We start from the raw sequence: 26382 nt of genomic DNA, 5'->3' as shown, positions 1-26382 counted from the left end.
GGAGAAAGGCGAAGCAGCGTCAGGACGCCGTCTTCTTCCGCCGCGTCGTCTCCGCGGGCGGCTTCTTGGCCGTGGCCTTCTTTGTGCCTGCGCTGACCTGCTTCGATGCCGTCTTTTTCGCCGCAGTCTTCTTCGCCGGGCGGCGGCCGCTCATCTCATGTACGACAGCGTCTTCCCCGCGTGACTCCCGGGCTGCCCGCACGCTGTCTTTCAGCGCCGCCATCAGGTCAACGACCTTCCCCGTCGGCGCCTCCTCGGCCTCGGCCCGTGGGGGCTCTTTCCCCTCGGCCTTGGCGGCGATGACCGCCTCCAGGGCCTCCCGGTACCGGTCCCGCTCCGCCGACAAGTCCATGCCGCCGATCGCTTCCATCAACGCCAGTGCCTTATCGACCTCCGCATCGGAGATCTCCACCTGGGCTGGCGGGGCCAGACCCTCTGCGGAACGCACCTCGTCGGGCCAGCGCATGGACTGCAGCAGAATCGTGTCTCCCACCACGCGCAGCGCGCCCAGTCGCTCCCGGTTGTGCCAGGCGAACTTCGCGATGGCGATCTTGTCGCTGCGTTTGAGCGCCTCGCGGAGCAGCACGTAGGGCTTGGCCGCCACTTCGCCGTCGGCCTGGAGCAGGTAGGGCCGGGAGTACTGAAGTGGATCGATGCGCTCGGCTGGCACGAAGGCCTCGACCTCGATGGCCTTGGCCGGCGGCAGGGGTAGCTCGTCCAGGTCCTGGTCGGTGATGGGGACCAGCTGGTCCGGGCCGGCCTCGTAGGCTCGACCGATCTCCTCCTGGTCGACTTCCTTGTCCTCGAGATCGCAGAGCTTGCGGTAGCGGATTCGGCCCTCGTCGGGCAGGTGGATCTGCCGGAAGCTGATCGAGCGATCTTCCGTGGCGGGGTAGACCTTAATCGGGATCGTGCTGTTGACTGAACCAAGATCCGCATATTCGCAGGTCAGATGGGGTATCTGCTAGCTTCCCGGTCATGCTTGAGACTGGTGGTTCGGGCCGGGATCTGGTGGACTTTGTGCTTCCAGAGGCCGGTGGGTTGGTGGAGACGGCCGACCCGGCACGGCCCTACGCGCTGCTCGATGAGGACGGTGCCGTGGTCGCACCCGTGGAAGCGTTCTTCGCGGAGCTTCAGGCGTGTTCGCGGCCGGCGACGACGATCCGGTCCTATGGGATGGACCTCCTGCGGTGGTGGCGGTTTCTCTCCGGATGGGATGTGGCCTGGGACCGGGCGACGCGGGTGGACGCGCGGGACTTCGCCCGGTGGATGCGGATCGCGCCGAAGCCGAGCCGTGCCCACTGGCGCCGCCAGAGCCCGGGTGCGATCGCCCCCTCGCGGGTGTCCCGGCCATCAGTCACGGGGCCGAATCCGGTGACCGGCCGGGCCGCGCCCGGCCGGTTGTACTCGGCGTCGACGCAGGCACACTGCGAAACCGTGCTGCGGTCGTTCTACGCCTTCCATCTGGAGGAGGGCACGGGCCCGATCATCAACCCGTTCCCCACTGCGCGAGAGCGCCGCCGCCGGCCGGTCGCCGCAGGCCCGGTGACACGGCAGTCGACCGGAGGCCGGTACCGACCTTCGGTGCCACGCCGCTTGCCTCGGCGAATACCCGATGGCCGGTTCAACGATCTGTTCGCCGCACTGGGCCACAACCGGGACCGGGCCCTGCTCGCGTTCTGGGTCTCCAACGGGGCTCGGGCGAGCGAGCTGCTGACCAGCCGCCAGCGCGACCCGCTGCCCGGTGAGCAATTGCTGGGAGTGATCCGCAAGGGCACGCAGGCGTACCAGCAGCTGCCGTCGTCGCCGGACGCGTTTGTCTGGCTGCGGCTGTATCAGGAGGAGGCCTGGCGAGCGGGGGCGCCCCAGGGCGCGGAGAAGGCGTTGTGGTGGACACTGCGGAGGCCGTTTCGGCCGCTGACCTACCACGCGGCGCGGGCGATGCTGAACCGGGCCAACGCGCTGCTCGGGGCGAACTGGACACTGCACGATCTGCGGCACACGGCCGCGTACCGGATGGCTCGGGATCCGAAGCTGGCGTTGACGGACGTGCAGTGGGTCCTGGGCCACGCGCATCTCACCACCACCCAGATCTACGTCCCGGCTGGTCGGGACGAGATCGTCGAGGCAGTCCGCGCACACCATGAGCGGCAGATCAGCCAGGCCCAGATGCCAGCGGTCCCGGCTGCCGGGTACCGGACCGAGTCCCTCAACGACCTGTTCGGGAGGGGTCGGTGAACGTCCGCGTCCGGGATTCGACCGGCTCAGCACAGCTCCGGGCTCAGGGCCGGCCGCGGGCTCCGCAGGCCGCGGGCGGCATGCTGCGGCAGGCCCAGGCCCGGTTCCCGGCTCGATCCGCCGGGACACGATGGCCAACGACGTGCTGGTCCGCGGACGAGGTGGTCGCACTCCTGGACCGTCCGCCGTTCCGGGCGGAGAAGGCGCACACTCGGTGGTGCCGCAGAAGCGGAGCGCGAGCGATCCTGGCCTGGCTGGCCGGCTTCCCCGGCGAGAGCTGGCAGGAGAGATGGGAGGCATCTCCGGCAGCCGAGGGCCCTCACCGCTGGGCCCAGAAGGGCCATGCCTGGGTGAGCACAGCAGCCCAGGCCCGGTGGACGACCATCCAGACCGGGCTGTTGGTGTTGGCCAGCGCCGACGTGATACGACTCCCGCTGACGTGGCAGTTCGGCCACCGAACCACCCACCTGCGCCAACTCGTCGAACAGACACGTGACCGCGAGGGCTACACGCGTCTGCAGGAAAGCGTCGGCCCAAAACGCTGGGCGGCCGTTGGAGGAGGCCGCGCCCGCCTGGCCCTGACACGCATCATGCTCGCCAAGGGCGGAGGTCTGGCGGACATCACCGCTGGCGACGCGATCCAGTACTTCATCGAGCTGCGGCAATCGCAGATCGAAAAAGGAGGAACGCTCTTCTACTCGTGGCTTCGCGACTTGGGTCACCTGCCACCCGACGCGCCGGCGACCTTGCGCCTTCTTGACCGGGTCACCGGGCAGCTCACCTGCGAGCAACTTGTCGACCGTCACGGTGTGGCATGCGCGCCGATTCGTCGGCTCCTGATCGACTACCTGGAGGAACGTCGGCCGAAGCTCGACTACAGCTCCCTGGACAACCTGGCCCGCGCCCTGACCCGGAATTTCTGGTCCGACCTGGAGCGCCACCACCCGGGCATCAACTCCCTCGACCTGCCGCCCGGGGTCGCCAGTGCCTGGAAGGAGCGTTTCCGGACCCGGATCCAGCGCCGGAAGCGACCCGACGGCACCCTCGAGGAGACGATCGTCGAGCGGGCCGATCATGCCCTGCTGCTCGTGGCGGTGCGGGCCTTCTACCTGGACATCGCCCGCTGGGCGGCAGAGGAACCAGCCCGATGGGGGCCCTGGGTAGCACCGTGCCCGATCAAGGAGTCAGAGACCTACGACCGCAAACGCGTCAAGCGAGTCAAGGCGCGCATGGACCAGCGGACCCGCGCGCGTCTCCCGGCCCTCGAGACATTCGCGAAAGCCGCAGCCGACCACCACCGCCACCACTTGGCCCGGCTCCAAGCCCTCCTGGCCATACCGCCCGGCGCCACCTTCACCCTCGGCGATACCGTCTACACCCGCACCAAGAACGTGACCACCGCAAACGCCCGCGACGCCCGCGGTGCCCTTCTCCGCTTCGACCAGGCCGAGCACCGCGCGTTCTGGGCCTGGGCTGCCGTGGAATTCCTCCGCCACACTGGCGCCCGCATCGAGGAGATGCTGGAGACCAGCCATCACGCCGTGATTCAGTACCGGCTGCCCACCACCGGTGAGGTCGTCCCCTTGCTGCAGATCGCCCCATCCAAGAATGATCAGGAGCGCGTTCTGCTCGTTAGCCCCGAGCTCGCGGACGTCTTGTCCACGATCATCCGCCGCGTCCGCGATCCGCGCTCCGGCGCCATCCCGCTCTTGGCCGCTTACGACTACGAAGAACGCGCCTGGAACCCCCGGCGCCCCTACTGTTCCAGTGGGACAGAGGCGGCGAGAACTCCCGCATAAGCGGCGAATTCATCCGTAACGCCCTGTCCGAGGTCCTCGCCTTCATCGGCCTGACCGACTCCACCGGCCAGCCCCTGGACTTCGCGCCCCACGACTTCCGACGCTTGTTCATCACCGACGCCATCCGCTCCGGCCTGCCACCCCACATCGTCCAGGTCATCGCTGGCCACACCAACATCAACACCACGATGGGCTACCACGCCGTTTACCCCACCGAGACCATCGAAGCCCACCGCGCCTTCATCACCCGCCGCCGCGCTCTGCGGCCTGCCGAGGAGTACCGCACCCCCACCGACGCCGAGTGGGAGGACTTCCTCGGCCACTTCGAACGCCGCAAACTCTCCGTCGGCACCTGCGCACGCGCCTACGGGACCGCCTGCGTCCACGAGCACGCCTGCGTGCGCTGCTCCCTCCTGCGTCCCGACCCCGCCCAGCGTGGTCGGCTGGTGGAAATCCGCGACAACCTCCTCGACCGGATCGCCGAGGCGGAGCGGGAGGGCTGGCTCGGCGAGCTCGAAGGGCTCCGGGTCAGCCTGGCCGGTGCCCAGGACAAACTCACCCAGCTCGATGCGCTAGCGGCGCGAGCCCGGAAGGCAATCGACCTAGGAATGCCTATATTCGGCCCGATGGCCCCACGCGCCACGTGACCTGAGGCGACCACCCGACTCGTCCCTGCGAAGTGTCTGTAGCAAGCAGGGGGTGCTCGACCTGTGGGCCGGCACACGAAGGTCAACGGCCAGCTGCCAGCCTAGGAATTGACGTCACAGCTATCGAGCTGTCACAGGGCGTGTGTCAGCAGCTGGTCAGTCCACTACAACCCGTAAGGAGGCCTATTTGGGCGCTAGCACAGTCTCGTTGGCACGTCCGCCGTCGGTGAAGGCGGGCTCGTAGAAGATATTGGATGGTGCAACCAGGAAACTACCGGTTCTCTTGGGCTGGAGCTGATCCCTATACTTCGCGAGTTCTTCGGGCTTGGCCTTGCGTGTCACTCCGATCAGAAGCCCTGTGGCACCAGCCACATCAGCCGGTCCAGAGAACGTCCCGTGATAGCGAAACGGATCCATGAAAGGACCATTTCTCATGATCACTGTTCCATCTGGGGTGGCGAGGACCATCGAGCCGGTGAAGATGAAGTCCCCTTCGATGTTGCTGATCAAGGTGGCTCTCTCGATCCAGCCGAAGTGCTGCGGCGGGATGGTGATGGTGAAGGCTGTGCCTTCCGCGTGGCCCGTGGTCCAAGTATGACCGTAGGTGGTACTCATGCCGACCTTGACGATTTCCTTGATGGTGACGTCCACGGATGCCGATACTGAAATGCTGTTGGTCTCCGATGTCGTGTCAGACCAGTTCATGGCATAAGTGTCGTTTGCCTCGCCGTCGTTAAGAGCGACGTCTTTACTGACTCTATGCCGTTCGGACAGTGTGTACCACTGGCGCGTTGGCCACATCACGGAGCACAGCGGCAGGCGGTCCGCAAATTCTTCGAGCGTTTTCCGGTAGGGGCTTTGTGTCGGATCCACCGTCGGAATGGAATCGATTTTGTCGGGGTCGATCCCATGGTTCCGCAGCGACTGATTGACCTTCTCGAGGTTGGGCTTCTGAGGAGGGGGAAGTTCGAAACCTGCCATAGCATGCCTTTCTGTCGGACGGCGCGAGGCGCCGTCCACTCTTGATCGCTACAGGTGAACGCTATGGTCCGAAGACCCGCACTTCTGTATGGCCACGCATGACTGGGGCAGACGGCGTATTGCCGCCACCCGATGGACTGCCCGCGTCCGTGCTGAGAGCCGCACAGCCTCGCTCGGCATCCAGCGCGCATACGTGCAACCGAGCAAGGGTCCGTTCACCAACCCGGGCCTAGCGAAGGAAACACTGGGCTGTTGTCAAGCCGTCGGCGTCTTAGTTCAGAGAAGTGACCAGGCCAAACGACACCGAACCGTTCCATACCGGCCGCATTTGCCGCACCTCCCAGGCCCCCCTGGGACCTCCAGCGTAAGCGCGAGGGCGGTCGGATGCCGCTGGTCAGGGCCACATCGAGCACCAGGTGACCTGTCTCGCCGATCTTTGACCGGTCCCGCTGCTGATCGGCCCGCAGTCCCTCACGACTCCGACTTCGGGAGGAGGGTGACCGGATCGCGGACTCGCAGATGCCGGGTCAGCGGGTGGCGCGGGGAAACTGAGGGCAGCCCCGGGCAGGCGGCCGGGGCTGCGCAGTGGACGTCAGGCGGCCGGCGCCAGGCGAGTGGCGGGTGGCGCGAGGGCGGGAGCGCCGTCTGGAACGGGGACCGCGGCGAAGATCGCGTCCTGCTGCTCCTGCAGCTCCTTCTTGCGCTCGGGGCTGGTCGACGGTAGCCGCTGCTCCTCGTACAGCTTGTGCGTCTCCTCCTGGGCGTGCTTGCTCGCCGGGGTGTGGAACTGCACCTCGAACAGCTGCCGCGAACCGGGCGCGCGCCAGCCTGTGTTGAGTCCCTTGTAGCCCTTCTCGCGGCCCCAGGTGTTCGACCACTTCGTGGTGTCGCCGCCCCAGGCGGACAGCAACTCCGAGGCGATGGTGACACCGGTGACGTAGCGGTTGTCGGGCCACTGGAGGGTGTAGCGCACCGCGTCACTCAGGCGCGCCAGGACGTCGTCGGTGTTGCGCTCCGGATGCTCCTTGAGGTCCGTGGCGACCTTCCGCTTGAGGGAGTCGGGGGACTTGAGGCGGTAGTCGAAGCCGACGAGCTCCGCCTGGCTGAGGTAGGCGGCAGCCCGTACATCGCGGCTGATCGACGGCTCAGCCGCGCGGGCACGGACAAGGTACGCGTCGACCTTGCGATTGTCCGCGGCGTTCAGGCACAGTCCGTCGCGCTCCCAGCTGCCCGGGGCGTCGTCACACTGCCCCGCGTCGCCTCGGCTGCGCATGGTGGTGGTGTGCTTGCCCGTCGCGCCGGAGGGGTCTGCGGCGTACGCGGTGAGCCCGGTAGCGGCTGTGGCCAGGGCGAGAGCGGCGGCCAGTACGGAGGCCGCCCGGCCCAGGTGGTGCGTGCTCATACGGCGGGAGTGTCCCTTCTTGGCGCGTGGCACCGCCTGAACCGGATGAACGGGGTGGGCGGTGATCGTCGCCGGTGATAACAGGAGGAAGGACGGAGAAGTACCGCGACGCAGTTCGAGATCTCGGGCATTGGCGTGATGGTGCCGTCCGGCGGCGAAATCGTGCGGCGGAGCGGTGCTGTCAGCTAGCCGCCGAGCCGGTGACTGTCTCCGCGAACCTTGGACGCCTGAGCGCGGCCGCCGCGCGCCGACCCACAGCGGGACCGGTCAAGGTCCGTGAGATCCGTCAATGCTCGGTGAGGAGGGGAGGGCCACCGGCAGTGACCTATCGCATCGAAGGTTGAGCATTCTCAGCGAAGGTTGAGTGGCCACTCCGCCTGCCTCACTACTGTGGCTTCGCATGACCGACGCTGAGATCGAGATCACCGCAGACCTGGTCCACGACCTGCTGCAGGAGCAGCATCCAGACCTTGCAGGGCTCGCCATCCGCGAAGTAGCTGGAGGATGGGACAACCAGCAGTGGCGCCTCGGGGACGAGTTCGCCGTGCGCATGCCGCAAACAGAACGGGCCCCGGGCCTCCACCTCAAGGAACGCCGGTGGCTGCCCGTCCTGGCTCCGCGACTGCCGCTCCCGGTTCCGATCCCCGTGCGGATCGGTGAACCGTCCGCGCGTTTCCCGAAGCCTTGGACCGTCATGACGTGGGTTCCCGGCGAGCCACTGGACTACTCCTCGATCAGCCGCGGCGACCACGCGGCCGACACCCTGGCGGGCTTCCTCAAGGCACTCCATGTGGAGGCGCCCGCTGACGCGCCGATCAGTGAGGACCGCGGCGACCACCCCAAGAAGTGCATGGACGGCTTCGACCACTTCTTCCACGCCGTCGTCCCCGACGACCTCACCGACGATGTCCGGGCCGTCTGGGACGACGCCGTCGCGGCGCCCGAGTGGGAGGGGCCACCGCTGTGGGTGCATGGCGACCTGCATCCGGCGAACGTCGTCGTCTCGGACGGGACGCTCTCGGGCGTGGTCGACTTCGGTGACATGTTCGCCGGCGATCCGGCGTGGGACCTCGCCGCCGCATGGGTCATCCTTCCCGCAGGCGCCGCCTCACGCTTCTTCGACGTATACGCACAGGCAGACGAGGGGACGATCCAGCGTGCCCGCGGGCTGGCCACCCTGAAGAGCCTGTTCCTCATGCTGATGGGCCAGAGCGGAGACCGGGGCCTTCCTGGCGGCAAGCCGACATGGGGACCCGCAGGCCGGGCAGCGCTCGATCGTGTTCTGGGAGATTGATGTAGGCACGGAGCGACGAGCCTCAGTGGACCATTCGGCTCCCATCCGTCCGGTCTTGCGCGACTCAGTGCTCAACCTTCGGTGAAAACCCTCAACCTTCGCTGCGAGAGGTCAGGCGGCGATACCAACCCACCCCGTGTTCGATTTATTATCGAACAGTGGATGCGGCGGAAGAATGGCGATCGAAGGCGGGGCCCTGAGCCCGGGCCAAGATGCCGGACGATCAAGAGTTGGACATCACCGGCCGCACTCGCACCGCCGACGGCGAGTGGTGGTTCGAGGCCGAGGCGATCCTGCCCCTCCGCTACCAGCACGCCGACGGACGCACCGAGGTCACCGGAGCCCCCACTCCCATCAGCGTGCCCGCCGACCGCATCACCCGGATCCTGGGCGAGGACTACAGCGCCGTCCCCACCGCCGGGGCTGCCACCGGACGCCAGTGGGCGCTGGAGCGGCTCCACCAGTACGCCGACGGGCCCTCCCGATGCCTGCACCGCCGCGACTGCTGGCAGGTCCGCTCCGAGCACACCCTCATCCCCACCGACGAGGCAGCCGGCCTGCTCGGAAACCCCGCCGTGGCGTGCTGCGACGTCTGCAGGCCGGACCAAGCCTTCCGTAGCTGAACCGGCGGCTGGCCGAGTGGCATTCGCCGGGGCGGCCCCGTCGGCCCCCGTCGGCACTTATGCGCGTGTGAGACTGCGGCCAGGCCCCGCTGCATCCCCCCGTCGGCGGGGCCACCCCATGCAAAGCCGCGCAAGCCTCTTGACCCGCGGCTGCGGGAAGCGGAAGGTGATCACACCCCAGACGCCCCCACACTCATCTATCAGGGGAGAGCTGGCATGGCAGAAACCCGTCCCGCGCTCACCGTGCGCTCCGCCTACCTGCCCGACGGCAGCCGCATCAGCGTCGCCTACGATCGCGGCTCCCACTTCGACCACCTCACCGACGAGCAGTTCGCCGCAGAGATGGAAGCCATGCGCACCCGGCTCCCTGCCGAGGACGAAGCCAAACCCGACACACTGGCTGACCAGGTCGACGAGCCAATCACGCCGGAGCAGTGGCTCGCTCTCGAGCAGATCCGGCAGCACCCACCCGGCCAGCCCTTCACCGCAGACGAGTTCGAGCCCATCTGCACCCAGCAGGGCCGGGACAGTGGCGCACCGGCGCAGCTCGCCGCCCTGCTCAACCATGTCCTCCTCCCGCGACTCCAACAGCCCTGAGACACACGGAATCGGCCCGCCGCCCAAGGCAGCGGGCTGATTCGCGCCCCAGCTGTTCGTACCGCGTGCGGCTCGCCGATCCGGCCGGCCCGCGCCACGTACCCGGCGCGCTCCACGCCGCCGGACTGATGACCTGGGACGACCTCAGCCAGATCCTGGCCGGCCAGCGTCTGGAGCCGCCGCGCATGCGGCTCTCCCGCGACGGCGAGACGCTGCTGCCCGGCGGGTACACCACCCCCGTGGCCACGCGCCGGCACACCGTCTGGCACCGCCTGCACCCCGCCGAACTGCACGCCCGCCTCACCGAGGGCGCCTCACTCGCCCTGGACAGCGTCGACGAGCTCCACCCGCCGATCGCCCGGCTCACCGAAGCGCTCGAACGCGATCTGCGCACCCGCGTGCAGGCGAACCTGTACGCCTCCTGGACCAGCTCCGAGGGCTTCGGGGTTCACTGGGACGACCACGACACGATCGTGGTCCAGCTGGACGGCGCCAAGCGTTGGCGGATCCACGGCACGACCCGCCCGTTCCCCCTGTACCGGGACATCGAGGATCCCGGCGAGGCGCCGACCGAGCCGGTCGCCGACCTGGTCCTGCATCCCGGGGACGTGCTGTACGTGCCGCGCGGCGTCTGGCACGCGGTCTCCGCCGACCAGGGCGTGCGCTCCCTGCACGTCACCTGCGGCCTGCAGACCCACACCCCCACCGACCTGATGGCGTGGGTGTCCGAGTAGCTGCTCACGCACGAGGACTGGCGCCGCGACCTGCCGCTGCTCGCCGCGCCGGACCTCCAGGCCGACGCTGTGGACGGGATACGCGAGCGGCTCGCCGAACTGCTGGACGATCCCGAACTGCTCGCCCGCTACCGGGCCGCCATGGACGGTCAGGCCGTCGGCCGGATGGTGCCGAGCCTGCCGTACATCGACGGCATCCCGGCCGACGCGCACCTGCAGGTACGGCTGACGACCGCCCGCGCGGTCCTGGAGACGGGCGAAGACGCGGTGACGCTGTCCGCCGCCGGCACCGTGTACGACTTCGCCCCCGCGGCGGAGGCGGTGCTGCGCCCGCTGGTCGACGGCCGCACCGTGGACCTGGCCACGCTCGCCGACACGGCCGGCCTCGCGCTGGAGGACGTCGTCGGGCTGGTCCAGGAGCTCGTTTCAGGGCAGGCCGCCGTCGTGGGGAGCCTGCTGTGACGACAGCCCGGCTCGCTCTGGGCACCTACCGGTGCCGGGCGATCCCGGAGGCGGCTGCCCGTGCCGCCGCCTCCGGCGCCCAATGGATCAACACCGCCCCCAACTACGCCACCGGCCGCGCCCAGGACCTGCTGGCTCCGGCCGTGTCCGCGCACCCGTATTTGCAGATCGCGACGAAAGCTGGCTACTTCACGGCGGCCACCGGCACCGACGCCGTGAACGCCGGTGTCCTCACCCAGGACCAAGCGGCCGCCGGTCACAGCCTCGCTCCGGACTACGTGCGCTGGCAGACCGGCCGCAACCGCGAGCAGCTTGGGCGCGAGCGGCTGGACCTGCTCCTGCTGCACAACCCCGAGCGCGCCCACCCCGGCGACCGACCCGCTCTGCACCGCGCGATGCGGGAGGCGTTCGTCGTCCTGGCGGAAGCCGTGGAGGCCGGGCATGTGGCCGGGTACGGGGTCGCCACCTGGAGGGGCCTGGAAGAAGGGGCATTCACGGTGGGGGAGCTGCTCGCCCTGGCCGCCGAAGCCGCCGGCGGGCAGCGTCACCACATGGTTGCGCTTCAGCTCCCGGTCAGCCTGGTGATGATGACGCCGATCGTGCAGGCCCTTCACGGCGGGGCCCGCTCCCGGCCGCCGCCGGCGCGGGCTTGCGGGTGATGGCCTCAGCTCCCCTGCACGGCGGTGAGCTGCCCGGCATGGTGGACCAGGAGCTCGCCGACCTCATCCGGCCGGGCCTGACCCCCGCGCAGTCGTGCGTCCTGGCGGTCGCGTCATGCCCAGGAGTGACGGACGTCCTCATCGCGGCCTCGAGTACGCCACATTGGAAGGAGGCGGCTGACACCGTCGCTCAACCCTCCCTGACCACCGCCAAGTTGCGGGAGATCACTGGTGTACTCGCCTCCCCCTGACCCCGACACCGAACGACGCATGCGTGCCCACCACGCCCGCGCCGCGAAGGCGCTTGGGGTGCAGACCGAGCCGGGCGGGGAGTTCTGGGGGTGGGCCGGGCGCACCCTGGGCGCCCCCGCCCGCACTGCTGACGGCTAACCTGCGTGGCTGCGGCTTGTGCCCGCACCGCAGCCGGTCCTGTCCGACGACCCGATCCTCCAGCACGACCTCCAGCTGCCGGACGCCTGGTGGCAGCAGCTCGCCGGGACGCTGGAGAAGGTGGCGGCCGTCGACACCGACCGCGTCGCCGTACGACAGCAGTACATGGACCGGGCCATCCCCGAGTTCGTCGGAATCCCGGCGCCTGCCGTGACCTGCTGGACCACTGCCCACGCCGACGTGCACTGGGCGAACCTCACCGCCTCGCCCCTGCAGCTCTTGGACTGGGAGGGTTGAGGCCAAGCCCCTGAGGGGTTCGACGCCGCCACCCTCTACGCCTACACCCTGCTCCAGCCGGACACCGCCGCCCGCGTCCGCACCGTCTTCCCCATCCTGGGCAGCCCAGCCGGCCTCGCCGCCGAAGCCACCCTATGCGCGATGCTCCTGCAGACCACCACCCGCGGCGACAACCTCACCCTCGAACCCCAGCTTCGGGAATGGCCGGGGAACTGCGCCGCCGCTGCCCTTCTCCTTGACCACCACCTCGCCGCCAGTCGGCACAGCGTCCGCCGCGCCCAGGCTGGGCTCTGGCAACTGGTCTCCGGTGGGAGCCGGGACGCGCGTGCCAGCGATTTCCGCGACGCCTTCGAGCAGGCACTTTCCTAATCCGGAATCGGTTCTCAGCCGGTGCAACAGATTGACGCCGCATTTTCGCATTCCGCGCTCGCGCCTCCATGACTGGCGATAGAGTCCCACGCGGAACTACCCGCACAGCGAGCAGAGCCGCCATGCCGCCCTTCGACGGGGATGTCCAGGCACGCCCGGACATCCGCTACGGAGGGCGCGCTGGTAGTGCGCAGCCCGTGAACCGGGAGGGGGGATTGCCTCATGGGTTCCGCCGAGGAACTGGGCACACATGAACGGTCATGGTGGAAGCGCCTCTACGACGCCCTGCGTCGCGGCGCCGACGCCATCACACCGTTCCTGCCCATCCTCACCTTCACAGTGCTCCTGTGGAGGGGCTGACCGGCCGGACCTGGTGGTAGCAGGTCCGGCCGGCGAACTGGGGGCCCGCCGATTCGGCGGGCCCTAGTTCGGGGCAGCCGCACATTGACGGACTCATTGAGCGAAATGAATAGACGCTGACAATCTGCGATGTCATCGCCATTCTATTGGCGACGATACTTACGCACTGATGAGTGCGCTGAGGTTCTCAGAAACAATTGAGAAGTTTTCTCAACTCATTCCGTTATCTATCGGGATAAAACAACCACAAGAGATGAGGAGTTCGTCATCTCTTGACCATCTCCCACCTCATACCAGCTCTCCGAGCCTGCGAGGCGGCGCGACAGCATACGGAAGGGCCTCCATCGCGGAGGCGGTGATCCGGTCGATGCGCCGCCCTCGGGCGGTGTGTTCGGTGTGGACGGGGTGGGCCGCGCGGTGGTGGAGGCTGGTTGTTGTTGTCCTAGTACTCCAGCTGTAGATCGTGATCTTCATGTCTGGTTCACGGCTTCTGAGGCTTTCGCCTCAAGGCGACGTGCTGGTGGGGCGGATGACGTCCCCAAAGGGAAAAGTCAGTAGCGAGCTCGGGCCGTCACGGACGACTATGCAACGCATGAGTGATCAACCCACGCGATGGAGCCCTGCAACCGTCTACCCCGACATGTGGGCCGACCCGGACGACGACCCCCGCAACAGAGATGGGGCCAGTCCGGAGGGTGAGCTGGCGACGCTGCAGGGCTTCCTGACGGACTACCGCCTGACGTTGCGGATGAAATGCGAGGGCCTGGATGCGGAGCAACTGGCTCGTCGGTCGGTTCCGCCGTCGACGATGTCGCTGCTCGGCCTGGTCCGGCATCTCGCCGAGGTGGAACGGGACTGGCACAACTGGATCACCGACGGTGACCCGCTGCCGAAGCTGTACGGCGAGAAGGACGCGGACTTCCACGGAGCGGTCGCCGAGCAGGCCGTGGTCGACGCCGCATTCTCCGACATGGAGCGGGAGCAGGCCGCGACCGACGCTGCGCTGGCCGAGCACCCGGATCTGAGCGAGCGGGTGGGGAAGGACAAGATCGCAGTTCGGGAGCTGATGGTGCACAGGATCGAGGAGTATGCCCGTCACTGCGGGCACGCCGACCTGTTGCGCGAGTGCGTTGACGGAAGAGTGGGCCAGTGACGAGGACGGGGTTCGCCCCCCGCCCCCACCAGCACGTCACCTCGAAGTGACAGCCTCAGTTGTCGCCGGTAGTGGCTGGCTCGTGATCGCGCCTGGTGGCGTCGTCGCCAATCGGACCAGCCGAGTCGGTGGGCCATATCGGGGAGCTGCTCGACGGCGACCGTGATGAACAGGCGCTGGATCTCGTTGCAGGTCAGCGGGACTAGGTCGTCCGGGCCGGGATGGTGGGCGTGTTCGTCGGCGCGGACCACGGCGAGGAAGGCATGGGCGAGCATCGCGAGGGTGACCCAGCGGGCCCAGGAGGGGTAACGGCGCACCGCGCACGTCGTCACGGACGGAATCGGCGTCCCAGGAGGCTCGGCACAGCAGATGCTGCATGCCGTACGGGGTCGTCTCCCCAGCCCACTCGGCGATCGTCCAGCAGTTCCTGCGTGGCAGGTCCGACAGCAGCCCGAGCACCAGGTCCCGCACCCGGCGCCGGGGTTCAACCCGGGCGAACCGGGCCGCAATACGGCTCATGGCCACCTCGAACGCCTCCCGCCAACGGGCGGGATCTACGCTGTGGCCCGCGGCCACCGTCTCTTCGTAAGTCCACACAACTCACGATGATCAACGGTGGCCGCACCCGTCTCCGCACCGGCCCGACCAACAAGATCACGATCTACAGCTGGAGTACTAACCGCCATGCAGAACCTGGTCGTCGCCCCACGCGGTTCGGCCAACGGTCATGAGGGTGGAACCGGTCGTCGCCATACCCCACCGCTGGGCGTGGCTGTGAGAAGTCCACCGCCCCGGATCATCGCAGTCCCTGCTGAGCGTTCGTCATTAGCCGGCACGGTCAGATGTCGGCCTCCCGCGAAGGGCAGCGCCCGCCGGTCCTTGCTCAGGGCCCGGTGAGGCTTGCGGCAGGTTCCGCCGACGGCCTGACCCGGGAAACTCGCGGACCCGGGCAAGCCGCGACGAAGCGGTGTTCAGTGAGCGCCGTCAGCCGATTGGGGTGAGCCTGCCGTAGAAGATGTAGGCGAAGTTCGCGTCTGTGGGGCTGTGGGCTGTGAATGCCTGATCTTCGCCGTTGACGGTGATCTGAGCCTCGGCCAGGATATCGGGGCCGATTTCGTCATCCTCGATGATGCGGATGGTGAGTTGGTCACCGACCGCGTAGTCCTGGATGGCGACGCCGCCGCCGTCCAGACCGGTGGTGTATCTGCTGTTGCTCGTATCGCAGACATAGCCGAAACCGATACAGGTCCAGTCCTTCTTGACCTTGAAGGTTGCGGCGCTGGCGGGCCAGATGTGGGCGAAGCCCCTCTGCGGGGAGTAGACCTCCACCCGGATCTCATCGCCGTTGCTGAGCCAGCCCTCCTCTTGCACGTCGGGGACGTCGATCCTGGAGAGGCTGATGCGGGACCAGGCTGACTGCGCGGTGGTGCCCTGGGAGGTGGTGATGTGCGCAGCGCGGTCGGGGGCGGCCGCCGCTGGGATGGTGCCCAATGCCGTCAGTGCGGCCAGGCAGGTGATGGCGGCGGCCGTGCGTCTGATGCCGAACGTCCTCACGAGGGTTCCCTTCGTCCGATGGGGCGAGCCCGGCGGATCGCTGGGCTCGCTCCTACGCTGAGGCGCGGCGCTGAACGTCCGATGAACGTTCGCTCGGTAACGTGCACGTGCGGCGGCTCGGCAGCATCACCGACACCGAGCAACGGGCCGTGGATGGGGCCTCGCGCTGCTTGGGGAAGGCTTCGCCCGTTCACCGACGCCGCGGCGTGGTCGGCCAGGCGCTGGAACCCGGCTTGGCCGCCCCCAGCGTCCTGAGGGACACCTTGGATCCTGACGGCAGCCAGCGAGGTGCGGCGGCCAGTGTCACCTGGATGTCGTCGCTCCATGCACAGACTTCCAGCCACGACAGGTAGCCGCCTTGCGCGACGACCAAGACCTCGCCGGGGTGCTCGCCAGCCTCGGTGACCAGCTGCGCTGCGGCCGCCACGACGGTGCCGGGCCCGGTGGGCGCGGGCTCGACCTCGCTGGTGTCCAGTTCGAAGTACGCGGTACCGCACCCGCATGTGCAGCGCGTCCGTACGCTGAGGCGCGGAACCTGCCTTCGAAGCGCGACATGAACCGGGTTGTCCGCGCCCAGGACCAGAGCGAGCACGTCGGCTACGTCGGCAGGCAGGCTCGCGATCATCCCGTCACCGTATCTGACGGCCTGGACCTGGATGGATGCGATCTGTCCTGGTGACAGGCGACCGCCGCCGATCGAGCGGCACTCGGCCCCGGACGGGCTGACCATCTCGCCTGGAGGGCGAACGAATCGCCGTCTCACGAGCAGAGGCTTGTCGCGGTGAGCCGGGTCCGCGACTGCGGTGGGCAAGCTTGCGGGCAGGGCTGGTCGCGGTGCTTGCCCCTGCCGGTGCTACGCGCGCCATTCAACAGCTCCGTAGATCCGATTTCCGCACGTCGGAGCGTTGAATGACGTGTCGGACACGGCAAGGCTGAGCGCCGATTCCGGCGGGTTGCGCCGCTAACCCCCGCCGACGTCACAGTGCTTTCCGCCCCCGGCTAACCGCTGCCGACCGCGTACCCGGGCAGCCGGCCACACCGACCGCAACCCAGGACGCCAAAGGGGCCGGAGCACTCCTGCTCCGCCATCCGTGCGCGCCACCCCGGCACGCCCCGACGAAGGGGGAAGCCCATCACTTCGCTCGCTCTGCTCGTCCTGCTGCTGCTCGTTATCGTGGGCCTGATGCTCACCGCCGGAGTCTTCTACCTGGTGCACCGTTACCCCAGGCTCGCCACGCCTTTGACAGCCGCCGCGATGGTGGCGGGTGTACTGGTGGCCTGTGTGGCCGCCATCGTCACCAGATGACACTGGCGGTGCAGCCAGCGACGGGCCGCCGCCTACCCCTCCCATCACCTGCGACCGCAGTGTGGACGGCGGCCCGCCAGCGAGGTCATCCGCGGTGGTAACCGACCCACATCGGGATTGCCGGGGTGTTGTCGGTGCACTGGGCTACGGTCTGGGTGTCCTCATTGGACCGCCTGCTCTCGCCTGGCCCTACCTCGGCCAGGCGAGAGCGGTGACGCATGCCCCCGGTTTCGGCACTGGGGGCTACGCGCCTTCCCGGATGGAAGGCCGACACCACGGGTGTCCGGGTCCCATTTGGGGGGTGTGGGCGGGGATTGCTGCGGGTCTGCGACGTCGTGGCATGGATGCGTCATCGCACCGATCACCGGGAAACGGGCTGTAGCTGGCAGTGACCTTGCCGAGGCGCTCCCGCTGGCCTATAGGCCTGCGAACCACCATCCAATTCGTGCTCGACGGCCGAGATTCATCGGCGCTGAGCGGCTTGGCGGGGGAGGGGCGGCCGACGTCGCGCCGCCTGCGCCTCCACATGACGCGGTTGTCGCGGTCGCACCGATTCGCCGGGGATGGCGCAATCGCTGAATCGGGCGATGGGGCTGTGTGGCCTCGGCCTTGATCCCAGAGTTGAGGAGGCGGAGTGAGACGGTAGGTTGCCGCTATGGCGCTTGCACCAGACGATGAGATCCGCAGTCGCGAGGACTTGGTTGCCTTCGTCCGCTCGCTTCACCAGGAGTGTCTCCACCGTGGCAACGAGTGGGAGAACCAGACCCTGGACGCCTTCCTGGAGGGGCTCGCCGCGTGGATGAATGACTCAGAAGGCTGGTATCGAAACTTCGGTAAGGAATTCCCTGCTACTGGTGACTGGACCTTCCTCGCCCGAGCCCTTCAAGCGGCGACAGTCTACGAATGATCGGCAAACCCTGGCGGCTGGCGAAGGATGGAGCCCGACGCGGTCGCTGGGCCTCCTCAAAACGAGCGTTGACGGTGGCCATGAGTTGGCGGTTTGCCGCTCGGGCGGCAACGAGGTCTTCTTCGCGTTCGGACAACTCGGCGGTCAAGTCCACGTTGCGCTGTTCAAGCTGGCCGCTCCTGGAGTGCGTGCATGCACCGCTTGCCGGGTTGTCTGAAGCCGCAGGTGCTTCGCCGCCGCGCACGAGTGGGCCGACCGGGAGCCGGGCCGGGCCTATGTGGAGGGCTACGCCTGGATCCCCGGACTGGTGGAGTGCCCGGCGGTCGGCCATGCATGGTGCCTGACCGCCGACGGTGTGGTGGCTGATCCAGCCCTGGAGGACGGGCAGGCGGCGCTCTACTGGGGGTCCCGCTGACCGGCGACTTGCGAAACACTGTCACCAACCCGGCATCCCGCTGGCTCTTTCCCGGCGGCCGCGGGGCGAGCCAGCGACCCCGCCCCGCCAACCTGTCCGCACTCCTGAACGAGGTCGGGAATCCCAACCCCAGCAGCCCGCGGCTCCTCCGTCCGCCAGCAGCTACTCCCTGGCCAACGACGGTGACTACTTGACCAAGGATTCCGCCGCGAAGGCGAAGGTCCTGCGCAACTCCAGGCTGACGGTCAATGCCTCGCCGGAACCGGTGAAGAAGAACAAGACGATCACCGTCACCGGCGCCCTGACCCGCGCTAACTGGGAGACCTACAAGTACGGGGGCTACACGAAGCAGCCGGTGAAGCTCCAGTTCAAGAAGAAGGGCACCAGCACCTACAAGACCCTCAAGACCGTCACGACGGACAGCAACGGCAACCTGAGGACGACGACGAAGGCCACGGCGGACGGCTACTTCCGCTACTCCTTCGCAGGCACCTCCACCACCCCGGCGGTTGCCTCCGCCGCGGACTACGTCGACGTGAAGTAACTCTCGGGAGGGTCATCCATCCTCCAGCAAGCGCAGAAGGCTCAGGCCGGAGACCCTTCGGTCCGAGCCTGAACTCTGGCTGTTTCCCGGCCGACGGGCCGGTCAGCCGCTGCATCCCTTCGTGCTCTCCAAGCAGATCGAGGATCTCGGCGCTGGCAAGCCCCACACCCGGGGAAACAGGGCTGTCCCGCATTGCCAGGCTGGAGGCAGTGGGTGGTCGGCTCGGCCGGGCGCGTACTGTTCGCTTGGCGATCAGTCACGCTTGTCGAAACGCGGGCCCCGGGCCCGCGTCGGCGGGGCTGCGGGCCGGCTCGGTCCAGGTCCGGACTCATGGAGGCGAATCAACTGTGTGGACCGAAGTCGTTGCGGCCCTGCCCGGCACGGCCGTCTTCCAGCCCCCTGCATCGGAGTCGTCACTGATCCGCTGCGCCGCGAGCCTCGGCCATCCACTGCCTACGGACCTCGCCGAGCTCCTCCGCGAAGGCAACGGCATTGAGGACGAGTACCAGGGCGGGCTCATCTGGTCGGCCGAGCGCATCGCCTCCGAGAACCACAACCTTCGCCAGGACGCTGAGCTGGCCACCCTCTACATGCCGTTCGATCCACTGCTGTTCTTCGCGGACGCGGGGAACGGAGACCTGTTCGCGCTCCTCCCCAGGATCGACCGACCCGACGTCTTCGCCTGGAACCACGAGGACGACAGCCGCACCTGGGTGGCCCCGAGCCTGGCCACGTACCTCCAATGGAGGATGACGGGACAGATCAAGCTGTAACAACCATGCCTCGTTGCCCACCAAAGAAAGCCACGATGAGAGATCTCGGTGTGGCCGGTGTGCCACGGCATCGAGGCCGCCCTGGATAGCCCCCTTCACCGGGCTGCGCCTCATGACTTCCGCAGGTCGACCACAATGCTGCGACGGGAGGGAGCCGGCGCCGGGTCCTGGTCGCGCGCCTGCATTGTGCGGTGCAGGCGTCACCAGGTGGGGGATTCCAGGATGGTGTCGAAGAGGATGTAGAGGAAGATCACGGAAAAGGGAGCGAGGAGGGCAAGTGCTGTCCGGGGAGTGGTGTAGCGCTGCCATCCAGGGAGCGCCCATGTCGCGAGGAGCAGGGCTGCCGGGACGAGCAGGCCGTACATGTAGACCTGTGATGCCACGTTGAAGCTCTGGGTAAAGCGCTCGAGGCGGGCGCCATCGCAAGGGTCGCACTCCATGGGCGAGAGCATGACGCAGATGGTGAGGAAGAAGCCCAGGGGCAGGGTGATGACGGTGGACAGCAGCGGGGCCACCCAGGCGCCCCGAGCGCGCGTGTTCGGCGATGTGTCATGCATGCCCCCACCCAAGCCTTCAACGGGCGCCAGCACATGAGTTGATCTACTCAGATAATGGGGCTCGGCTTCTGAGTCAGAGCGCCACCTGGTCGATGTCTGCCACAAGGACTCCGACGAATTCCGGCGGTGTCGCGACAGCCGCTCCCGTGGCGGGAGATTCTCCGGGCAGGACAGGCCGTCCCTGACGTAACGCGCGACAGAGGCGCGGGCACTGAGATGGGCCAGGCCGGGCAGGCAGGACATCCCGCAGTCGGGGTCACCGTGCACCAGCGGCCGGGCGGCGTCCTCGCTCGGCGAACCGGTGACCGAAGCAGGACGTTTCCTCCGCGCGCCTCCTGGTAACCGTGCCCGTGCCCCGAGGGCGGGGCTGTCGGCATGCTGCCGGGAGGGGAGCCCTCTAGAGTGATCAGATGTCTCTGCCTGCCGACCAGCTCGCCTTCGACCTGCTTGGCGCACACCTGGAGGCCGTGTGTCGCGGCGCAACGGACCGGAGGTTCCCGCCGGCCTCGCCGCGGACGGGGCGGGTGAGCTCGTCGCGTGGACCCTCGACCGGCCGGAGTATCCCCCGGGAGCCGCAGGACGCCTTCCCTCGCCAAGTCGGCGGCCTGCTGATGGAGTTCCGCAGCCGGATCTGCCCTTGGAACGCGGCACTCCTGCGGCTGCTCGACGATACCTACACCTTCGCGGCCACCGGCCCTCGCCAGCACGAGGACTGGGCCCACGATGTCCTCGCCGTGATGCGCCGGTCCGTCCGCGACCCCCGCGGCTGGCTCCGACTGGACTCGGACCGCACCAACGCCGCCTGCCGGCGGGGTCGAGGAAGGCGCGGCCGGTCTCGGCCATGTGGCTGGGGCGGCACATCCAGTATGCCCAGTCGGGGTTGGTGTCCCCGGCCCAGGCGCGTTCGTATGCCGTCTCGGCCTGCGCCAGGAGGCGGGCGGCTTGTTTGGCGTCGCCGGTGGCGGCGGTAGCTCGTACCCCGCCAGGTGTCGAGGAGAGGCCGTGACACACCGGCATCGAGGCAGACGACATGCTGGACCGCCTCACCGAGGCGCGCGATCGCACTGTGGCAGACCTGGAGCGGGTGCTCGACGTCGAAGCCGGGCTCGCCGAGATCCTGAACCCAGCAACGACAACAAAGAGAGGTGAGAACCGCATGACCGACCGCTACAGGGAGAACACCGACCGGCTCTACGACGCGCTCACAACCGCCCAGGGAGAGCGCCCCAAGCGCCAGAACCTGATCACCACAGCCGACGGCGATGTGGAGTGCGAGTGGGCCCGCTTCGAGCGAAACACCATGTGGGAGGAAGTCAACCGTATCCGCAGCGAACATGGCCTGCGCCCTGCGCTCTTGTCCAGCATCGTCTGCGCCGAGCAGCAGGCGGTGGGCCACTGCGACTACACCAAGAAGTTCGCCCTCTACTGCGCCGAGCTGACCGTGTAACCCGATTCCACCGCACCAGCGCCGCCCCGCCAAGGTAAGCAGGAGGGGCGGCGCCGTGTCAGGCTACCGGGCAGTGGGCGCCGGCATCCGAGGACAGCCACTTGGCCGGGTCCTGTTCGGCCTTCTGGCGGTTCTCCCGGGCTGTCACGCCAAGCAGCCAGTGAGGCTCGATGACCTGTCGCTCCGTCCGCAACGCAGCCAAGGCCGTCGTTCTCCACGACGGCCGCATCCTGCTCCAGCGCGCCCACTGGGAGGGTCAGGATTGCTACTTCCTGCCCGGTGGAGGACAGCACCCCGGCGAGACCCTCGGTACCACGGTCCGACGCGAGGTCCGCGAGGAGACAGGCCTGGACGTCACACCCGAGCGCCTGCTGTGGCTGCGCGAGTACATCGGTGCCAACCACGGCGGGCGCCCCGGAAGAGCACCGGGTCGAAGCGATCTTCGTGTGCCGGCCCGAGGGCGACACGGACACATTCGGCGGTCACGCCGAAGACGACGTGCAGACCGGCTTGGAATGGGTGGAGCTGGAGAAGGTGCCCAGCCTCAACCTGCTGCCCCGCAGCCTGCGCAACCTGATCGCCGACCTCCCCCATGGCGAGTCCTCCACTCGCTATCCCGGCGACATCGCCTGACGCCGTGGCGAGGACCGACGGCCGCGTCCCCAAGGGCACCACCGATGCCACCGGTCGGCCAAACGCGTCTGGTCAGACGGTCGTCAGCTGGTGCAGATGCGGCCGACTCGGGCAGGAGGGCAGCAGGCCCGGGTAGGCGTGTCCCGGAGAGGGTGGCTGGACGCCCTGTGCCCCGGGCGCATGCCCTCGGGCGCACAGCCGCGGTCCTGTCTGGACCGCGGGTCATTGGAGGTTCCGAAGCAAGGTGTTGGTAAGGGCGCGGTCACGTGAGGGACCCGTTGCCCCAGGGGTGCCAGTTCAGGGTCGGGACGATCGTCCTGTGGGGGCTCAGGCCGGAGCCGGTGTCCCGCAGGTCCCAGGTGACGGTCACTGTGCTGTCGCAGGGGACGGGAACGGCCAGCTGGGGCCCCTGGTCGTAGACGTCGGTGCGGTCGCCCGCGGCGCGGATCCGGGCGTCATGGGTGAGCCCCGCCGGGGGCCGGACGACGACGCTGAGTTCGGCCTTGGCCGTGGGCCGGAATGTCTGGACCGAACCCACCAGGACACCGTCGGAGTTGGCCGTGTACGTGCGCGTCGTGGAGCCCAGCTGGCCGGGCGGCGGCGTCAGCTGCGGCATGACGCCCTCCTTGGGGCGCTGCCAAAGGGCGCATGCGCCGTTGACCGTCAGCTTGTTGACGACCAGGTGCGGCTCGCGGACCGTGACGTAGGTGTTCAGTACGTGCGTCACGCCGTTCTGGTCGGCGGTCAGCCGGAAGGCGATGTCCCGCCACACGAGCCCCTCCCAGCTCTTCTGGTTGCTGACGTCCACCCCGTCGGCCGGGCCCTCGGACCAGTGGAGCTTGATCACCTCGTTCGTGCGGTTGTCTCGGCTCCAGGTGAGTACGGCGTTCTTCCCGGCATCGACCGAAGGCGACTTCGGCAGAAGGCCGTAGAGCGCGAAGCCGCCCTTGAACTTGGTGTGGTAGCGCTGGATCGTCGCCGACTCGGTGTCCTTCAGCTCCTCGGTGACGTCCATCCGGGCCTTTCCGGGAACGGCGTTCACCTTGACTCCGGTCAGGCTGAAGGTCAGCTTCCCCGGCTGGATCTCCTGCACCTTGCGCGACGGCTCCATGACGAAGACGTGCGCGTCGGTGTTGCTCTGCCGCGACCAGCCCTTCTGCGGGACGACCACCTGGATGTTCGCCGCGTCCGCCTGGGCGGTGAAGGCGTCGGCGCCTTCGCCTACGGTGAGCGTGAACGTCAGCTTCTTGCAGGTGACCGGGGCCTTGCTGGCGTTGTCGAGCGTCACATGGACGGTCGCGGAGCTGGAGACCGGCAGCTGGGCCGGTTTGGAGGAGAGCTCGTACTGGAAACGGGCGGTCGCCTTTCCCATCACATTCCTTCCTTCCGGGCGGCCCAGCCGCGGCTGACAGGGAAGCGGCGCCTTACTCCCAGCGGGGCGCGAGCGCCAGGTGGTACAGGTCGTTGACGCCCGAGACGTCGATCGAGCCGGCGACCGAGGTCTGGTCCATGTCCACCACCCAGATCTTGTGGGCCTCCGCGTCGGAGACGTAGGCGAAGCGGCTGTTGGGGTCCACGGCGACGGCGGAGACGGACTTGGCACCGCCGATGGGGATGTCGGTCTGGTAGTCCCCGGTGACGGGGACGATCATCACCTTCTGGACGCCCCTGTTGGTGTTGACCGCGGCCACGCCACGCTGTCCGTCCGGTGACACGGCTAGCCCCACCACCCTGCCGCCGGCCGAGAACCGCTTCGGCTCGGTGGGCTTGGCGAGGTCGACCCGGGTCACCGTCGGCTTGTCGGTCGTCCCCACGAAGACCCGCTTGCGGTCGGGGCTGGCGGCGATGTAGTCCGGCTTCAGTTCGCCGAGGTAGACAGTGGTCGAGTACTTGAGGGTCTTGGCGTCCACCATCGCGAACTCGTACTCGACCTTGTTCTCGCCCCGGAAGAACCCGACGTAGACCGTACGGCAGTCCGGAGAGACCGCCAGGGCCCGGTACATGTTCTTGAACGGCTCGTACGTGGGCGTGGGCGCCGTCGTGCCGCCGTCCAGCGGCAGCCGCGTCAGCTTGGACACCTGCATGGGGTGCGCCTGCATCCACAGGTTCCCCCAGTCGGGCGCCATGGCCGAGGTGTACGGGGGCCCGCTGAGCTTCGCCTTCCAGATGACCGGGTCCTCCGACGGGCCCATGGTGAGGTCGACCGCCACCACCTGCTCACCGTCCCGGTCCGGGACGTAGGCGCGGCGGTTGTCTGGAGTGACGTAGAAGAACGGCGGCGGGAAGTGGTGTTTGGTCCAGGGGAAGTTCAGGGCGGTCGCGGTGGACGTCAGGTTCGAGGGCAGCGAGCTCTCACCGGAGAAGAGGTCGATGTTGGTGCGCAGCCGGGTGAGCTTGCCCCCGGGGTTGCAGTAGATGTCCAGTGTCGGCTTGGCCAGCGGCGCGCCGGGCCAGGTGTCGGTGATCTTCTTCTTCGACGCGGCGTTGAGGGTGAGGGAGTTGTCACCCGGGTTGATCGTGCCGGTGTAGTAGTACTCACCGGAGAAGAAGTGCGGCGTGCCGTTGACCAGGCAGACGGCGTCCATGCTGATGTCGGTGCCGAGCTTCTTCGCACCCCCGGTGACGGTGTTCTCGCCGATCTTGTACGTGCAGTACTGGGAGCCCTTGAACAGGTAGACGCGGTCGGCCGTGTTCATGGCCGCGTCGACGCCCTTGTCGAAGCTGTTGGGGAGATCGGCGATCAGCCCGGATAGCTCGCCCTCCTGCTCGACGAGCTGGCCCTTGGCCAGGTCGTAGCGGATCACCCGGTTGCGGGCGGTGAGCCAGAGCCGGTCGCTCTGCGATTCCGACTCCTCCCACACCGCGTCGTATGCCTTGCGCCCGGCGGTGGCGGCCAGCCCTGGCCACCAGGTGCTCAGGTGGCGGGCGACGCGGAACGGCTCGGTGAGCTGCCAGGTTCTCGAGACGAGGGTGTAGCGGGCGGCCCAGGTGCCCTTGAAGAGGTAGACGACTGGGACGTTGCCCTCGGTGCGGGTGAGGGCGGCGGTGACACGCTTGGTGGCGCTCATGTACTGCTCCTTGGCTGTCCGTGGTGGGTGGGTTCGGTGGTGCGGGACATCACTTCTTGTTCAGCGCTCCGGTGCCCATGGGGTACCAGCTGGCCCGCAGGGTGTACGCGGCGCCGCCCGCGCCCGCCCAGACCAGCGCCCGCGCGCCGGACGGGACGGGGACCAGCAGGTTCGCCGGGAATCCCTTGACCGCCCCGGCCTGGTGGAGATGGCTGAGGCCGGAGGCCGTGACGGTGACTCGGGTCGTCGCCGTCTTCTTCTCGACGTCCGTCAGGATGTTCACCGCGATCATGCCGTCGGTGCCCGCGGCCAGCTCGCCGCTGCCAAAGGCTTGCGTGCGGACTTTGCCGTGGTCGGGGTTGATGGCCTTGGGCTCCTTGAGTAGCAGCACCTGGCCGTTGGCCTGGAGCCGCCCCGTGACGAGGTCGGGTTTGACGACGGTGACGGCGGCGGTCAGCCCTTCCGTCACCGGCTTCGTACCGCTTTCGTCGGTCGTCTCGGCCAGCATCATGAACGCGGTGGACGAGGTCAGGGCTCCGGTCGGCCGGGAGCCGACCCCGGTGGCCTCGTCCATCTCCAAGGTGACATCCCGGCGGGCGGCGGCGCCCTGGTAGAGCCAGTACGTCGGCTTGATCTTGGAGGTCTTCCGCGGCAGCCCCTTCCAGGTGAGCGTAGTGCTCTTGTCCCGTTCCACCGACAGGTTCTCCGCCTTGAAGTAGTCGAGCATCCTGGTCTGGAGTGTGCACACGTCGAAGCGGGCGGTGGCCGCGGGCGCGCGCTGCCCGCCCACCAGCGCGTGCACCACGGCCGTGAACGGGGCGTTGCCCGGTTCGGTGCCGGCGCCGACACCTTCGAGTGTGAGGGTCAGCGGGGCGCCGGGCCGCAGCTCGGCCGGGTCGCCCGGCACCAGGGCGAAGGAGTCGCCGCCGGTGTGCCGGAGCGCCCAGCCGCTGCCTTCGGCCAGGGCGAGCCGGCCAGGGGCGGCGGCGAGGTGCTGGGGGCCGGTGCCGATCGGCAGAGTCAGGTCGACGCGCTCGCACAGCATCGGTTCGGTGCTGGGGTTGCGCAGGCTGAATCGCAGTCCGGTGGCGTCCCCATCGGCTCCTATGGCGTCGTGGACCGCCCTCTCGACGAGGCATTCGGGGGCGATGGAGGGGGTGGTCATACAGCTCC

28 protein-coding genes and 3 pseudogenes are annotated in these 26382 nt (G+C 68.2%); 21 read left to right on the top strand and 10 right to left on the bottom strand.

The annotated features are described in order from the left end of the window. Window positions 1-19: 19 nt before the first annotated feature. Complete coding sequence (gene ku, locus AC4BDD_RS00255) at window positions 20-856, bottom strand: non-homologous end joining protein Ku (protein ID WP_490691993.1); 837 nt, start codon at window positions 854-856, stop codon at window positions 20-22. Between the two features lie 122 nt (window positions 857-978). Between ku and AC4BDD_RS00250 the strand changes: the two genes are divergently transcribed. The 3 genes from AC4BDD_RS00250 to AC4BDD_RS00240 all read left to right on the top strand — a co-directional run bounded on the left by AC4BDD_RS00250 (window position 979) and on the right by AC4BDD_RS00240 (window position 4684). Further along, window positions 979-2238 carry a tyrosine-type recombinase/integrase gene (locus AC4BDD_RS00250; protein ID WP_490688892.1) on the top strand — a complete coding sequence of 420 codons (1260 nt, stop codon included), beginning with the start codon at window positions 979-981 and terminating at the stop codon, window positions 2236-2238. A 350-nt stretch (window positions 2239-2588) separates the two neighbouring features. Then, window positions 2589-4037 carry a hypothetical protein gene (locus AC4BDD_RS00245; RefSeq protein ID WP_490688891.1) on the top strand — a complete coding sequence of 483 codons (1449 nt, stop codon included), beginning with the start codon at window positions 2589-2591 and terminating at the stop codon, window positions 4035-4037. Further along, on the top strand, window positions 3977-4684 hold the full coding sequence (locus AC4BDD_RS00240) for a tyrosine-type recombinase/integrase (protein WP_490691992.1): 708 nt from the start codon (window positions 3977-3979) through the stop codon (window positions 4682-4684). The genes AC4BDD_RS00245 and AC4BDD_RS00240 overlap by 61 nt, the downstream gene beginning before the upstream one ends. Before the next feature lie 183 nt (window positions 4685-4867). Here AC4BDD_RS00240 and AC4BDD_RS00235 read toward each other — a convergent pair whose 3' ends face one another. Together AC4BDD_RS00235 and AC4BDD_RS00230 are read right to left on the bottom strand one after the other, a co-directional pair. Next, window positions 4868-5665, bottom strand: coding sequence for a hypothetical protein (locus AC4BDD_RS00235; protein WP_490688890.1), 798 nt, complete (start codon window positions 5663-5665; stop codon window positions 4868-4870). Window positions 5666-6257: 592 nt separating this feature from the next. Further along, window positions 6258-7067, bottom strand: coding sequence for an ATP nucleotide 3'-pyrophosphokinase (locus AC4BDD_RS00230; protein WP_490688889.1), 810 nt, complete (start codon window positions 7065-7067; stop codon window positions 6258-6260). 400 nt (window positions 7068-7467) lie between these two features. Between AC4BDD_RS00230 and AC4BDD_RS00225 the strand changes: the two genes are divergently transcribed. The 11 genes from AC4BDD_RS00225 to AC4BDD_RS00175 all read left to right on the top strand — a co-directional run bounded on the left by AC4BDD_RS00225 (window position 7468) and on the right by AC4BDD_RS00175 (window position 14005). Continuing rightward, complete coding sequence (locus AC4BDD_RS00225) at window positions 7468-8361, top strand: aminoglycoside phosphotransferase family protein (RefSeq protein WP_490688888.1); 894 nt, start codon at window positions 7468-7470, stop codon at window positions 8359-8361. A 212-nt stretch (window positions 8362-8573) separates the two neighbouring features. After that, window positions 8574-8984 carry a DUF6233 domain-containing protein gene (locus tag AC4BDD_RS00220; protein ID WP_490688887.1) on the top strand — a complete coding sequence of 137 codons (411 nt, stop codon included), beginning with the start codon at window positions 8574-8576 and terminating at the stop codon, window positions 8982-8984. A 216-nt stretch (window positions 8985-9200) separates the two neighbouring features. Further along, on the top strand, window positions 9201-9581 hold the full coding sequence (locus tag AC4BDD_RS00215; protein WP_490688886.1) for a hypothetical protein: 381 nt from the start codon (window positions 9201-9203) through the stop codon (window positions 9579-9581). 65 nt (window positions 9582-9646) lie between these two features. Next, window positions 9647-10315, top strand: a complete 669-nt coding sequence (locus tag AC4BDD_RS00210) for a JmjC domain-containing protein (RefSeq protein WP_490688885.1) — start codon at window positions 9647-9649, stop codon at window positions 10313-10315. A 69-nt stretch (window positions 10316-10384) separates the two neighbouring features. Then, entirely contained in the window at window positions 10385-10777 is a 393-nt protein-coding gene (locus tag AC4BDD_RS00205; protein WP_490688884.1) for a winged helix domain-containing protein, read from the top strand. Beyond that, on the top strand, window positions 10774-11436 hold the full coding sequence (locus AC4BDD_RS00200; RefSeq protein ID WP_490688883.1) for an aldo/keto reductase: 663 nt from the start codon (window positions 10774-10776) through the stop codon (window positions 11434-11436). Before AC4BDD_RS00205 ends, AC4BDD_RS00200 begins: the two co-directional genes overlap by 4 nt. Then, on the top strand, window positions 11436-11687 hold the full coding sequence (locus AC4BDD_RS00195; protein ID WP_490688882.1) for a hypothetical protein: 252 nt from the start codon (window positions 11436-11438) through the stop codon (window positions 11685-11687). Before AC4BDD_RS00200 ends, AC4BDD_RS00195 begins: the two co-directional genes overlap by 1 nt. 157 nt (window positions 11688-11844) lie before the next feature. Further along, window positions 11845-12123 carry a hypothetical protein gene (locus AC4BDD_RS00190; protein WP_490688881.1) on the top strand — a complete coding sequence of 93 codons (279 nt, stop codon included), beginning with the start codon at window positions 11845-11847 and terminating at the stop codon, window positions 12121-12123. 141 nt (window positions 12124-12264) lie between these two features. Further along, entirely contained in the window at window positions 12265-12492 is a 228-nt protein-coding gene (locus AC4BDD_RS00185) for a hypothetical protein (protein WP_490688880.1), read from the top strand. Between the two features lie 222 nt (window positions 12493-12714). Continuing rightward, window positions 12715-12852 (top strand): hypothetical protein, encoded by a 138-nt coding sequence (locus AC4BDD_RS00180; protein ID WP_490688879.1) that lies wholly within the window; start codon window positions 12715-12717, stop codon window positions 12850-12852. Between the two features lie 583 nt (window positions 12853-13435). Next, window positions 13436-14005 (top strand): DinB family protein, encoded by a 570-nt coding sequence (locus AC4BDD_RS00175; RefSeq protein WP_490691991.1) that lies wholly within the window; start codon window positions 13436-13438, stop codon window positions 14003-14005. Window positions 14006-14052: 47 nt separating this feature from the next. Here AC4BDD_RS00175 and AC4BDD_RS00170 read toward each other — a convergent pair. The 3 genes and pseudogenes from AC4BDD_RS00170 to AC4BDD_RS00160 all read right to left on the bottom strand — a co-directional run. After that, window positions 14053-14524: pseudogene (locus AC4BDD_RS00170) on the bottom strand (hypothetical protein); the annotation flags it as partial. A gap of 465 nt (window positions 14525-14989) precedes the next feature. Beyond that, window positions 14990-15559 (bottom strand): hypothetical protein, encoded by a 570-nt coding sequence (locus tag AC4BDD_RS00165; RefSeq protein WP_490688878.1) that lies wholly within the window; start codon window positions 15557-15559, stop codon window positions 14990-14992. Between the two features lie 190 nt (window positions 15560-15749). Beyond that, complete coding sequence (locus AC4BDD_RS00160) at window positions 15750-16184, bottom strand: hypothetical protein (RefSeq protein WP_490688877.1); 435 nt, start codon at window positions 16182-16184, stop codon at window positions 15750-15752. A 558-nt stretch (window positions 16185-16742) separates the two neighbouring features. Between AC4BDD_RS00160 and AC4BDD_RS00155 the strand changes: the two genes are divergently transcribed. The 4 genes and pseudogenes from AC4BDD_RS00155 to AC4BDD_RS00140 all read left to right on the top strand — a co-directional run bounded on the left by AC4BDD_RS00155 (window position 16743) and on the right by AC4BDD_RS00140 (window position 19504). Next, window positions 16743-16865: a hypothetical protein gene (locus tag AC4BDD_RS00155; RefSeq protein WP_490688876.1), complete on the top strand. Its 123-nt coding sequence runs from the start codon at window positions 16743-16745 to the stop codon at window positions 16863-16865. Between the two features lie 655 nt (window positions 16866-17520). Continuing rightward, a complete protein-coding gene (locus tag AC4BDD_RS00150; RefSeq protein ID WP_490688875.1) occupies window positions 17521-17772 on the top strand; it encodes a DUF7660 family protein in 252 nt (83 codons plus the stop codon). Between the two features lie 587 nt (window positions 17773-18359). Beyond that, window positions 18360-18731: pseudogene (locus AC4BDD_RS00145) on the top strand (calcium-binding protein); the annotation flags it as partial. Window positions 18732-19078: 347 nt separating this feature from the next. Beyond that, the gene (locus AC4BDD_RS00140; protein ID WP_490688874.1) at window positions 19079-19504 is read left to right on the top strand and encodes an SMI1/KNR4 family protein; all 426 of its coding nucleotides are present in this window, start codon (window positions 19079-19081) and stop codon (window positions 19502-19504) included. A 200-nt stretch (window positions 19505-19704) separates the two neighbouring features. Here AC4BDD_RS00140 and AC4BDD_RS00135 read toward each other — a convergent pair whose 3' ends face one another. Next, window positions 19705-20061: a hypothetical protein gene (locus AC4BDD_RS00135; protein WP_490688873.1), complete on the bottom strand. Its 357-nt coding sequence runs from the start codon at window positions 20059-20061 to the stop codon at window positions 19705-19707. Between the two features lie 1030 nt (window positions 20062-21091). On the opposite strand from AC4BDD_RS00135, the gene AC4BDD_RS00130 reads away from it, so the two are divergent. The 3 genes and pseudogenes from AC4BDD_RS00130 (at window position 21092) to AC4BDD_RS00120 (ending at window position 22141) form a co-directional block, all read left to right on the top strand. Further along, the gene (locus AC4BDD_RS00130) at window positions 21092-21508 is read left to right on the top strand and encodes a hypothetical protein (protein WP_490688872.1); all 417 of its coding nucleotides are present in this window, start codon (window positions 21092-21094) and stop codon (window positions 21506-21508) included. 170 nt (window positions 21509-21678) lie between these two features. After that, window positions 21679-21840, top strand: a pseudogene (locus tag AC4BDD_RS00125) (NUDIX domain-containing protein); the annotation flags it as partial. 61 nt (window positions 21841-21901) lie between these two features. Then, window positions 21902-22141 (top strand): NUDIX hydrolase, encoded by a 240-nt coding sequence (locus AC4BDD_RS00120; RefSeq protein ID WP_490692011.1) that lies wholly within the window; start codon window positions 21902-21904, stop codon window positions 22139-22141. Between the two features lie 262 nt (window positions 22142-22403). Here the strand turns inward: AC4BDD_RS00120 and AC4BDD_RS00115 are convergent, their stop codons facing one another. The 3 genes from AC4BDD_RS00115 to AC4BDD_RS00105 are packed head-to-tail and all read right to left on the bottom strand — an operon-like array spanning window position 22404 to window position 26374. Next, entirely contained in the window at window positions 22404-23513 is a 1110-nt protein-coding gene (locus tag AC4BDD_RS00115; RefSeq protein WP_490688871.1) for a hypothetical protein, read from the bottom strand. A 52-nt stretch (window positions 23514-23565) separates the two neighbouring features. Continuing rightward, the gene (locus tag AC4BDD_RS00110) at window positions 23566-25209 is read right to left on the bottom strand and encodes a hypothetical protein (protein ID WP_490688870.1); all 1644 of its coding nucleotides are present in this window, start codon (window positions 25207-25209) and stop codon (window positions 23566-23568) included. A gap of 49 nt (window positions 25210-25258) precedes the next feature. Then, window positions 25259-26374, bottom strand: a complete 1116-nt coding sequence (locus AC4BDD_RS00105) for a hypothetical protein (protein ID WP_490688869.1) — start codon at window positions 26372-26374, stop codon at window positions 25259-25261. Window positions 26375-26382 lie beyond the last annotated feature (8 nt).

The organism is Streptomyces sp. JLBT605 (genome assembly GCF_058215555.1).
This window is presented reverse-complemented; position numbering and strand designations above follow the sequence as displayed.